Annotated in this window: 8 protein-coding genes, 1 tRNA gene and 1 pseudogene; 3 read left to right on the forward strand and 7 right to left on the reverse strand. The window is 71.2% G+C overall.

Annotation, left to right across the window (positions count from 1 at the left end):
* The 5 genes from A5624_RS12770 to selD all read right to left on the reverse strand — a co-directional run.
* Positions 1–626, reverse strand: a 626-nt coding sequence (locus A5624_RS12770) for a TIGR03557 family F420-dependent LLM class oxidoreductase (protein WP_231999623.1), incomplete at its 3' end; no start/stop codon positions are given.
* 72 nt (positions 627–698) lie between these two features.
* Positions 699–1784, reverse strand: coding sequence for an NrfD/PsrC family molybdoenzyme membrane anchor subunit (nrfD, locus tag A5624_RS12775; protein WP_066866658.1), 1086 nt, complete (start codon positions 1782–1784; stop codon positions 699–701).
* Positions 1781–2764, reverse strand: coding sequence for a 4Fe-4S dicluster domain-containing protein (locus A5624_RS12780; protein ID WP_066866659.1), 984 nt, complete (start codon positions 2762–2764; stop codon positions 1781–1783). The genes nrfD and A5624_RS12780 overlap by 4 nt, the downstream gene beginning before the upstream one ends.
* Positions 2739–6050 carry a formate dehydrogenase gene (fdh, locus tag A5624_RS12785; RefSeq protein WP_156748999.1) on the reverse strand — a complete coding sequence of 1104 codons (3312 nt, stop codon included), beginning with the start codon at positions 6048–6050 and terminating at the stop codon, positions 2739–2741. Before fdh ends, A5624_RS12780 begins: the two co-directional genes overlap by 26 nt.
* A gap of 27 nt (positions 6051–6077) precedes the next feature.
* A complete protein-coding gene (gene selD / locus A5624_RS12795; protein WP_369827476.1) occupies positions 6078–7079 on the reverse strand; it encodes a selenide, water dikinase SelD in 1002 nt (333 codons plus the stop codon).
* Positions 7080–7124: 45 nt separating this feature from the next.
* On the opposite strand from selD, the gene A5624_RS12800 reads away from it, so the two are divergent.
* The 3 genes from A5624_RS12800 to A5624_RS12810 all read left to right on the forward strand — a co-directional run bounded on the left by A5624_RS12800 (position 7125) and on the right by A5624_RS12810 (position 10221).
* Positions 7125–7219, forward strand: a tRNA-Sec gene (locus A5624_RS12800).
* Positions 7220–7237: 18 nt separating this feature from the next.
* Positions 7238–8530, forward strand: a complete 1293-nt coding sequence (gene selA, locus A5624_RS12805; RefSeq protein ID WP_066866667.1) for an L-seryl-tRNA(Sec) selenium transferase — start codon at positions 7238–7240, stop codon at positions 8528–8530.
* Entirely contained in the window at positions 8518–10221 is a 1704-nt protein-coding gene (locus A5624_RS12810) for a selenocysteine-specific translation elongation factor (RefSeq protein WP_066866670.1), read from the forward strand. The genes selA and A5624_RS12810 overlap by 13 nt, the downstream gene beginning before the upstream one ends.
* A 9-nt stretch (positions 10222–10230) precedes the next feature.
* Here A5624_RS12810 and A5624_RS12815 read toward each other — a convergent pair whose 3' ends face one another.
* Positions 10231–10695: a GatB/YqeY domain-containing protein gene (locus A5624_RS12815; protein ID WP_066866672.1), complete on the reverse strand. Its 465-nt coding sequence runs from the start codon at positions 10693–10695 to the stop codon at positions 10231–10233.
* A 223-nt stretch (positions 10696–10918) separates the two neighbouring features.
* Positions 10919–11341, reverse strand: a pseudogene (locus A5624_RS12820) (hypothetical protein); the annotation flags it as partial.

The following is an 11341-nucleotide window of genomic DNA, read 5'->3' on the forward strand; positions in this document are numbered from 1 at the left end:
ACGCCGAACTCGTCAGGGAATGGCACTCCGCCCGCCAAGCCGCCAACCTCGCGGGCGGCGGACGGGTGGTCGGCCAGCTTGGCGAACTTGTCGACGCCCCGGGCACCCGCCATCGCCACCCCGATGCCGACCGGCACGTCGGGCACGTCCCACAGCCGGGCCGAGTCGACCTGGAAATAGTCGCCGGTGAAGTCCACCAGTTGCCCGCCGAAAAGCTCTCGGATGATCTTGATCGCTTCGCGCAGCATGTCCTGCCGGCGCGTGACGGTCGGCCAGCCCTTGCCGACGACGTGTTCGTTGAGGTTTTCACCGCTGCCCAGGCCCAGGGTGAACCGGCCGTCGGACAGGATCTGCACGGTGGCCGCCTGCTGGGCGACGACGGCGGGGTGATAGCGCATCGTCGGGCACGTCACATAGGTGTAGAGGTCGACCCGCTCGGTGGCCTGTGCCACCGCACCCAGCACCGCCCAGGCGTTCGGCGCGTGTCCTTGCGTGGTGAGCCACGGCGAGAAGTGATCGCTGCACACGTGGAAGTCGAAGCCGCGCTCTTCGGCCGAAACCGCATATCGGACAAGGTCTTTGGGTCCACTCTGCTCGGTCATCAAAGTGTAGCCAAAATTCGTCATGCGTGACGGAGTACCCGACTACACAGAGCGCAAACGACGCCCTCGGTTACGACCCGCTGTGCGGCCGCGCCCTCAGCCCGCGGTGGTGATCGAGTCCCCGGTCACCCCGGCGGCCCGGCGCGCGGCGAGCCGGCGCTTCTGCGGCTCGATCGTGTAGCGAGGGTCGCCGGCCGATTCCTTGCCGGCCTCGAAGAAACCGAACCTCAGTGCGGCGGATGCCGTCAGCAACGCGAGGCCGGACAGGACCGCGACGCCGCGGCGCCGCCCGCCCAGCAGCGCGCCCAAACCGCCTGCGGCGGCTAGCCATTCGCTGGCCGTCAGGAGCCGTCCGGGCGTGCCGTGATGCAGCGGTTCCCTGGTCACCGGGTCCATCCGGCGCTCCATCACCCGGGTGCAGATCAGGTCGCCGACCGCGCCGATGACGGCGAGCTTGCGGGCGGGCCCGGCCTCGGCGACCCCGGTGGTGATCATCGCCAATCCCGAGGCGGCCAGGCTCGCCGAACTGACGAACACGAACGGCAGGTCCCGATACGCGGCGTTCCACGTCGGGGTCGCGGTGTCGGTGAGCAGCACCGCGGTGTAGACGGCGAGCGGCGCCGCGAACACCGCGGCTTCCAGTCCGGCCGGCCCCTCCACGGCGCGCAGCACGGGCCGCAACGGGCCCAACGGGATTCGCTCGCCGGTCATCCGGTCGACCTCGGCGGCAGAGGCAACGCCGATGCCGGCCGAGAACAGGCTGAGAATCCAGGAACCGATGCTCATCGGCGAGGTCAGCTTGACCGTCCGCAGCATGTTGACGAAGCGCTCGGGCCGGCCCAGATCCTTCACCAGGGCGAGCGCACCCAGGGCGACCGCGATCAGCGCGGAGAGCCTGGTGTTGCGGCGCAACGTGTTTCGCCCGGTGAGCTGGGCACCGGCCGCCAGCAATCCGGAGCCACCGGCGACGCCGCCCAGGAACAGGTAGGCCGCGACTTCGTGTCCCCACGGCGCGGGCTTGACCACCGGCCGCCCGTAATACGAGGTGAACTCGGCGTCGGGGACCATCGGCATCTCGCGGGAGCCGTCCGCGCCGCCGCGCCGGCCCGCGCGCCTGCCTTTGCGCCGCTTGCCGCCCTTGGGCTCCGGCGGACGGAAGCTGTCGAATTCCGACGTGCTCATCGGCTCCTCCAAAACGCCAGCGCGGCCGCGCCGACCATGCCGGCCGCGGCCAGGCCGGCGCGCTTGAACATGGCCGGCAGATCGGCCGTGCAGACCCGCGGGTCGGGCGGCAGCCCGTACACGTCCGGCTCGTCGAGCAGCAGGAACACCGACCCGGTGCCGCCGACGCCGTCATTCTCGTTGGCGCCGTAAAGCCTTGCCTCCGTGCGCCCCTCGGCGTGCAGCTGGGCGACCCGCTCGCGCGCCTGGGCCACCAGCTCGCCGTGATCGCCGAACTTGATCGATGTCGTCGGGCAGGTCTGGGCGCACGCCGGGATCTGGTCCTCGACCAGGCGGTCGTAGCAGAGCGTGCACTTCTGGGCGACCCCGGTGACGAACTCCTCCTTCGGCCGGCCCGGGCGTTCCACCGGTGTCGCGTAGGTGCCGTCGCTGCGCCGTTCGACCACGCCGAACGGGCAGCCCGCCACGCAGGTGCCGCAGCCGTTGCAGACGTCGTGCTGCACCACCACCGTGCCGAACTCGGTGCGGAACAGCGCGCCCGTCGGGCAGACGTCCAGGCAGCCGGCGTGCGTGCAATGCTTGCACACGTCCGACGACATCAACCAGCGAAACTCCGGGGTGTGCAGCGGCTGCGAAACCGGTTCGGCGGCAGCGATTTTCGCGGCGCCGGGCAAGGCGGGCATGCCGAGATCGATCAGGGCACGGCCGGATTCGCGGGCCTCTTTGATGCGCTCGCGGCCCTGCTCGATGAAGGCCACGTGCCGCCAGGTGCTGGCGCCCAGCGCGCCGGTGTTGTCGTACGAGGACCCCAGCAGCTCGAGGTCGCCGTCGCGCGGGTTGCGGTTCCACTCCTTGCAGGCGACCTCGCAGGCCTTGCAGCCGATGCAGATCGAGGTGTCGGTGAAAAAACCCTTGCGCGGCTTGGCGTCCGGCCATCCGGCCGCCGCGGCCGGGTCAGTCGGCCCGGTCAGCTGACCCATCGGCTCCTCCTTCCCAGGCGGCGTCACTCACCCGTGTGTTGCCGGTTTCGGTGGTGACGCCCGAGCGTGACTGGTAGTCGGCGATCAGCCGCAACAAATCCTCGCTCTGCGGGCGGCGGCCCGGCCGGATGTCGCACGACCCGGCCTTGGACTCCTGGATCTGCACGTTGGGATCGAGCGTCACACCGAGCAGGTCGTTGGCCGCGTCCCCGCTGACCACCGCGTCGCTGCCGACTCCCCAGTGGTAGGGCAAGCCGATCTGGTGCACGGTGTGGCCGTTGATGATCAGCGGGCTCACCCGCTGGGTGACCAGCACCCGGGCTTCGATCGCGGCGCGGGGCGAGATGATGGTGGCCCACCCGTAGGGCTCGAGGCCGCGCTCGGCGGCCAGTTCCGGGGACACCTCGCAGAACATCTCCGGTTGCAGCTCGGAGAGGTAGGGCAGCCACCGGCTCATGCCGCCCGCGGTGTGATGCTCGGTGAGCCGGTAGGTGGTGAACACGTACGGGTAGACGTCGGCGCCCGGGTCACCGGCGCTGGGTGCGCTCAGATTGTCCTTGCGCGGGAACGTGATTCGCGCGGGATTGCGCTGCTGCGGATACAGCGCGTTGGTCACCGGTGACTCCTGCGGCTCGTAGTGCGTGGGCAACGGCCCGTCGACCACACCCTTCGGCGCGAACAGCCAGCCCTTGCCGTCGGCCTGCATGATGAACGGGTCGTCCCCGGCCAGCGCATCGGGTCCGCCGAGATCGGGGTCGGGCCGGCTGCCGGGAGCCCGGTCGGCCACGAAGTCCGGGACGTCGTAGCCGACCCAGCGGCCCTGCTCCTCGTCCCACCAGACGTAGCGCTTGCGCTCGCTCCACGGCTTGCCGTCCGGGTCGGCCGACGCGCGGTTGTAGAGCACCCGCCGGTCGGCGGGCCACGCCCAGCCCCATTCCGATTGGCTCGGCGACTCACCGCCGTGCGGCACCCGGCGCGCCGCCTGGTTGGTGGCGTTCGCGTAGACCCCGGTGTAGATCCAGCAGCCGGCGGCGGTCGACCCGTCGGCGCGCAGCTCGGTGTAGGACGTCAACGGCCCGGAGCCGTCGACGCGATAGCCGTTGACCTCGGCCAGCACCGCTTCCCCGTCGGGCTCGCCGTGCTCGTCGGCCGGGTAGTCCCAGCTCAGGTCCAGCAGCGGCCGGTCGCGCTCGTCGGTCGACCCGGCCAGCCGTTGCCGGATCCGTTTGCCGAGCTCGTAGAAGAACTGCAGTTCGCTCTGGCACTGGCCCGGCGGCTCGACGGCCTTGTGCCGCCACTGCACCAGCCGCTGCGTCTGGGTGAAGGATCCGGCCTTTTCCACATGCGTCGCGGCGGGCAGGAAGAACACCTCGGTGTCGATCTCGGAGGTCTTGAGTTCGCCCGAGGCGATCTCGGGTCCGTCCTTCCACCAGGTGGCCGATTCGATGAGGTTGAGATCGCGGACCACCAGCCACTTGAGATGTGACATGCCCATCCGCTGCATGCGGCCGTGGGCCGAACCGACCGCGGGGTTCTGGCCGAGCAGGAAGTAGCCCTCGACCTCGTCGTCAAGCATCCCCATCACGGTCTGATAGGTGCCGTGCGGGCCGGACAACCGCGGCAGATAGTCATAGGCCCAGTCGTTGTCGGCGGTCGCCGCGTCCCCCCACCACGCCTTGAGCAGACTGACGGTGTAGGCATCGGCGTTGGCCCAGAAGCCTTTCTGCTTCTTGGATCCGACCGCGTCGAGGTAGTCGGCCAGGGTGTCGTGCATGCCCGCCTTGGGCATCGGCAGGTACCCGGGCAGCAGGTTGAACAGCGTCGGGATGTCGGTGGAGCCCTGGATGGTGGCGTGGCCGCGCAGCGCCATGATGCCGCTGCCCGGACGGCCGACGTTGCCCATCAGCAGCTGCAAAATCGTTGCGGTGCGGATGAATTGGGCGCCGAGCGTGTGCTGGGTCCAGCCGACGGCGTAGGCGAAGCAGGTGGTGCGCTCGCGCCCGGAGTTCTCCACGATGGATTGGGCCAGGTAGTCGAAATCCTCGCGGCTGATACCGCAGACGTCCTTGACCATTTCCGGGGTGTAGCGGGCGTAGTGGCGCTTGAGGATCTGGAACACGGTCCGGGGGTGCTGCAGGGTTTCGTCGCGCTTCACGTTGGCGTGCGCCAGCGGCGGGCCGCCGCTGCCGTGCTCCTGTCCGGCTCCGCTTTCCGAGGCGGTGGTGCCGTGCGTGTGGCCCCCGCCCGGGGACTCGATCTGGCCGTTGCCCTGCTCGTCGTAGGCCCAGCTCGACGTGTCGTACTGCCCGGTTTCGGGGTCGAATCCGGAGAACAGGCCACCGAGATCCTCGGTGTCCCTGAAGTTCTCGTTGATCAGGGTGGCGGCGTTGGTGTAGGCGACGACGTACTCGGAGAACCACAGGTCGTTGGACAGGATGTGGTTGATCAGCGCGCCGAGCAGCACCACGTCCGAACCGGCGCGGATCGGGATGTGCCGGTCGGAGACCGCCGAGGTCCGGGTAAAGCGCGGGTCGACATGGATCACCCGGGCACCGCGCGCCTTGGCCTCTTCCACCCACTGGAACCCGACCGGGTGGCACTCGGCCATGTTGGAGCCCTGGATGACAATGCAGTCGGCATTGGCCATGTCTTGCAGTGATTGGGTGGCGCCGCCGCGCCCGAAGGAGGCTCCCAGACCGGGAACCGTGGCGCTGTGTCAAATACGAGCTTGGTTCTCGATCTGAATGGCGCCCGCGGCGGTGAAGAGCTTCTTGATGAGGTAGTTCTCTTCGTTGTCCAGGGTGGCACCGCCGAGCGCGGCGATGCCCATGGTGCGGCGCAGCAGGTTGCCCTTCTTGTCGATGTCCTGCCAGCTGTTGCGCCGCGATTCCACGAAGCGGTCGGCGATCATGTCGATCGCGGTGTCGAGCTCCAGCGGTTGCCACTCGGTGGCCCGCGGCGGGCGGTAGAGGACCTGCAGCTGCCGGCCGGGCGAATTCACCAGCTGCTCGCTGGCAGAACCCTTGGGACACAAGCGTCCCCGCGAGATCGGCGAATCGGGATCGCCCTCGATCTGGACCACCCGCTCGTCCTTGACGTACACCCGCTGACCGCAACCGACGGCGCAGTACGGGCACACGCTCTGCACGACGCGGTCGGCCGTGCTGGTGCGCGGCGCCAGCGCGCGGGTCTGTTTGGAGGTCACCGCCGAGCCGCGGCCAAGCTTGTCCGTCGAGCGCAACTGGCGCAGGACGGGCCATTCCAGAAACACTTCGCGCAGGGCCATGTCCTAACCCTAGTGCGGTGGGCCCGATCAGCGCACCACGATGGTGTGTTCGCCGCGCGGTACCAGCTCGCCGATGACCGGCGCCCCGGGGATCTCTCCGGCGATCAGCAGCCCACCGGAGGTCTGCGCGTCGGCGAGCAGCAATGCGTCGTCCTCTCCCACGGCGGACAGGTCGACGTGCGGCGCCACCCAGTCGAGGTTTCGCCGGGTGCCGCCGGAGAGGTAGCCGGCCGCCAGCGCCGCCCGCGCGCCGTCCAGGTAGGGCACCGCCGCCGAATCGATCACCGCCGTCACACCGCTGGCCCGCGCCAGCTTGTGCAGATGCCCGAGCAACCCGAAACCGGTGACGTCGGTGGCACATTGGACCCCGGCCGCCAGCGCCGCCGCGGCCGCGTCGGCGTTGAGCGTGGTCATCACGGCGACCGCCTCCTCGAAGCGCTCCCCGGTGGCCTTGTGCCGGTTGTTCAGCACGCCGACACCCAGCGGTTTGGTCAGCGACAGCGGAGTCCCGGGTTTGCCGGAGTCGTTGCGCAGCAAGCGGTTTGGGTCGGCGATCCCGGTGACCGCCAGCCCGTACTTGGGTTCGGGGTCATCGACGCTGTGCCCGCCGGCCAGGTGGCAGCCGGCCAGTGCGCACACTTCCAGCCCGCCGCGCAGCGTCTCGGCGGCCAACTCGAACGGCAGCACCTCGCGCGGCCAGCCCAGCAGATTCACCGCGACAACCGGGCGCCCGCCCATCGCGTAGACGTCGGACAGCGCGTTGGTGGCCGCGATGCGGCCCCAGTCGTAGGCGTCGTCGACCACCGGGGTGAAGAAGTCCGTGGTCGCGATCAACGCCGTGCCCTCTTGGATGCGCACCACCGCCGCGTCGTCGCCGTTGTCCAGGCCCACCAGCAGCTCCCCGAACGGGTCGCGCGGCGGGTTGGAACCCAGCCCGCGGACCACGTCCTCGAGCTCACCGGGCGGGATCTTGCAGGCGCAGCCGCCCCCGTGGGCGTATTGAGTCAATCGGTACGTCACGGCGTCCATGGTGCCCGCGCGCCGAAGGCTGCGACAATTGGCGCCATGGCTCAAGGAGGCGTGTCCGGTCTGGTGACCGGCGCGGTCTTCAAAACCGTCGAACGGCAGTCGCTGTCGTTGGCGGGTTCAATTCCCGTCCGCCTCCGCCATGTTCTTTCGGGTCCGCGATGACCGATCCGCGCCGACGGGTGCCCGGCACCGACACGCTGCTCGCCGATCCGCGGCTGGCCGCGGCGCAACGAGTGCTGGGCCGCGCGCTGGTGAAGTCGGTGATCGCCACGGCGCAGCGGCGGGCCCGCGCGGGCGAGATCGCACCCGAGCAGGTCGCCGAGCACGCGATCGCCGCGCTGCCCGCCACCGCCTCGAGCCTGCGGCCGGTCATCAACGCCACCGGCGTGGTGGTGCACACCAATCTGGGCCGCGCGCCGCTGTCGCGGGCCGCGCTGGACGCGGTGGTCGCCGCCGGCGGGGCCACCGATGTCGAGTTCGACCTGGCGACGGGCCGGCGCGCGCGCCGGGGCCGGGGCGCGCTGGCCGCGCTGGCCGCCGCGGTCCCGACCGCCGGCGGCGTGCACGTCGTCAACAACAACGCCGCCGCGCTGCTGTTGACCGCCATGACGCTGGCCCCCGGCAAGGAGATCGTGCTCAGCCGCGGCGAACTGGTGGAAATCGGTGACGGCTTCCGCATCCCCGAGCTGCTGGAATCCACCGGGTCGCGGCTGCGCGAGGTAGGCACCACCAACCGCACCAGCCTGCGCGACTACGCCGAGGCGCTGGGCCCGCAGACCGGTTTCGTGCTCAAGGTGCATCCGTCCAACTTCCACGTCACCGGGTTCACCTCGGCCGTGGACGTCGCGACGCTGGCGCCGGAACTGCGCAAGCTCGACGTGCCGCTGGTGGTCGACATCGGCTCGGGCCTGTTGTCGCCGCACCCGGTGTTGCCCGACGAGCCGGACGCGACGTCGATGCTGGCCGACGGCGCCGACCTGGTGACCGCGAGCGGGGACAAACTGCTCGGCGGGCCGCAGGCCGGGTTGCTCTTCGGCCGCTCCGAGCTGACCGAGCGGATTCGCCGCCATCCCGCCGCGCGCGCCCTGCGGGTGGACAAGCTGACGCTGGCCGCGCTGGAAGCGACGCTGCTCGGGCCGCCCCCGCCGGTGGCCCAGTCGCTGGCCGCCGACGTCGACCGGCTGCGCGCAAGGGCCGAGGCGCTGGCCGCCGGGCTGGCAGGGGCGGCGGCGGTGGACTGCGTCGCGGCCGTCGGCGGTGGCGGGGCGCCCGGGGTCGAATTGCCCAGCGCCGCGGTCAGTTTGCCCGAGTCCTACGCGGCCGCGCTCCGGCTCGGCACCCCGCCCGTGGTGGGCCGCCTGGAGGGCGGCCGGTGTCTGCTCGACCTGCGCACGGTGGCACCCGAGGACGACGAGCTGCTGGCCGCGGCGGTACGGGCGTGTTCGTCTTAGCCACCGCCGGACACGTCGATCACGGCAAATCGACTCTGCTGCAACGGATTACCGGGATGTGGCCGGATCGCCTGGCCGAAGAGCAGCGCCGTGGCCTGACCATCGATCTGGGCTTCGCGTGGACCGAGCTGGACGGGCGCCAGCTCGCGTTCGTCGACGTGCCGGGCCACGAGCGGTTCGTGGCCAACATGCTGGCCGGCCTGGGGCCAGTCCCCTTGAACGGCGGAGTGGTGTTCGTCGTCGCGGCCACCGAGGGGTGGATGCCGCAGTCGGAGGAACATCTGGCGGCGCTGGACGCGCTCGGCGTCCGCCACGGGCTGCTGGTGATCAGCAAGGCCGACCTCGCCGATCCGGGCCCGGCCGCCACCCAGGCGTCCGAACGGCTTGCCGCCACCTCGCTCGCCGGTGCTCCCGTGGCTATCGGCACCGACCTGGGCCGGGTGCGCGCCGAACTGGTGGCGCTGACCGACCGGCTGCCCGCCCCGGACCCCGCGGCCGACGTGCGGCTGTGGGTGGACCGCAGCTTCACGGTCCGGGGTGCCGGGACGGTCGTCACCGGCACGCTGGCCGCCGGCACGGTGCGGGTGGGCGACGAACTCGAGCACGCCGGGCGCCGCGTCACCGTCCGCGGGCTGCAATCGTTGGGCCGCAACCATTCCGAGGTCGGCGCGGTGGCCCGGGTCGCGCTGAATCTGCGCGGCGTCGACCGGCACGACATCGGTCGCGGGGACACCGTGCGCACGCCGAGCGCCTGGCTGGACACCGCAGAGATCGACGTGGCCCTGCGATCGGCGGACTCGCTGGGCCGCCAGCTCATGCTCCATGTCGGGTCGGCGGCCGTGCCGGTGCAGGTTCGCCGGCTGGGGCCGGCCGCGGCGCGCCTGCGGCTGGCCAGGCCGCTGCCGTTGCGGGTGGGCGACATCGGGTTGCTCCGCGACCCCGGACAGCACCGGATCGCGGCGGGCATCGGGGTGCTCGACGTCCGCCCTCCCGCGCTGCGGCGGCGCGGCGCGGCGCGGGTTCGCGCCGCAGAACTGGCCACCGGCCAGGTCCGCGCCCCCGACGTCGCGCGCGCGGCCGACCTGCGCGCCATGGGTCTGCCGCCGCGCGGGCAGCGGGTGAGCGACTGGGTGGTGGACCCGCAGTGGTGGGCGGCGCGGCGCGAGGACGCCACCGCGGCGGTGCGGCGCTGGGTGGGCGAGCACGACATCGCGGCGGGCATGCCGCTCGAGACGTTGCGGCAGCAGGTCGGGTTGCCCGCCGCCGAATTGCTGCCGAAGTTGCTGGACGGCACGGGTCTCGAGGTGGCCGACGGGTTGGTCCGCCCGCCCGCGTCGGGCCTGCCGGCCCGCGTCGACAAGGCCGTGCGCACGGTCGAGGACTGGCTGGCCGCCGAGCCGTTCCGGGCGCCCGAGGCCGACGAGCTCGCCGAGCTGAACCTGGGTCCTCGCGAGCTGGCCGCGGCGGTGCGGGCCGGGCGGCTGACGCGGATCGCCGACGGGGTGGTGCTGGGGCCCGACGCACTGGACCGGGCCGCCACCGTGCTGAGGGGGCTGCCGCAACCGTTCACCGTCAGCGAGGCGCGCCGGGCGCTGGGCACCACCCGGCGGGTGGCGGTGCCGCTGCTGGAACACCTCGACGCCCGGCGCGCGACGCGCCGCGGCGATGACGGAACCCGGGTGGTGCTCTGACCCGGTTGGCTACAGCCGCTCTTTGACAGCGGCCGAGAGGCGGGCGCCGTCGGCCTTGCCGGCGGCGATCGCGGTGGCGGCCTTCATCACCATGCCCATCTGCTTCATCCCGGGGCGTTCGCCGATCTCCTCGGCGACCTGCGCGATCGCGGTGTCCGCGACGTCGGCCACCTCGGCCTCGGTGAGCGGGGTGGGCAGGTACTCGTCGATGATCCGGCCCTCGGCGTGCTCGTTGGCGGCGAGCTCCCCGCGGCCGTTCTGGGTGTAGATCTCCGCGGATTCGCTCCGCTTGCGGGATTCCTTGGCCAGGACCTTGATGACCTCTTCGTCGGTGAGGTCTCTGGCCTCCTTACCGGAGACCTCCTCGGTCTGGATCGCGGCTAACAGCATGCGCAGGGTGGCCGTTCGCAACTTGTCCTGGGCCTTCATCGCCGCGGTCAAGTCCGACCGGATCCGGGATTTGAGTTCCGCCATGTCTGCGACGCTACGCGCCGGGTGGGGGGTCGACGTTGTGAAATGCCCCGGCCGCCGACAGGATGGAGCCCATGACGAACGACGCGCCCGGCTGTAAAGGCCGCGGGGTTCGGTGAGCGCGCCGCCGCCTGGTAATCCGGTTGGTCCGCCACCGGCATACGGCCCACCACCTCAATACGGTCCGCCGCCATACGGCCCGCCGCCGGGATACGGCCCGCCGACATACGGCCCGCCCGACGATGACGGTGAGCATGCCCGACAGCAGCATGCCGCCCAGCCAGCCGACCAGGATGCCGCCACCCACCGAGGCCGTCCACGCGCCCAGCACCCCCGAGCTCAGTTCGCCGGGCGCATCGCTGCCGAACCTGTCGGCGGCGGCCAGCGGGCCGAAGAACGCGACCTTGGTGATGATCTGCATGATGACCACGACGATGGCGGTCAGCCCCAACGTCGCTTTGGGGTTCGCTCGGACATAGCCGACCGCGCCGTTGAAGATGTCGCCGAGGGTGAGCGGGCGCAGCGGGATGATCCCGGGTTTGACGGCTCCGTAGCCCGACGGCGGGCCGAACGGTGGCGGCATCCTGGTCGGCTGGCTGGGCGGCATGCTGCTGTCGGGCATGCTCACCGTCATCGTCGGGCGGGTGAC

The sequence above is a fragment of the Mycobacterium sp. 1482292.6 genome (assembly GCF_001672995.1).
Classification (GTDB): domain Bacteria; phylum Actinomycetota; class Actinomycetes; order Mycobacteriales; family Mycobacteriaceae; genus Mycobacterium; species Mycobacterium europaeum_A.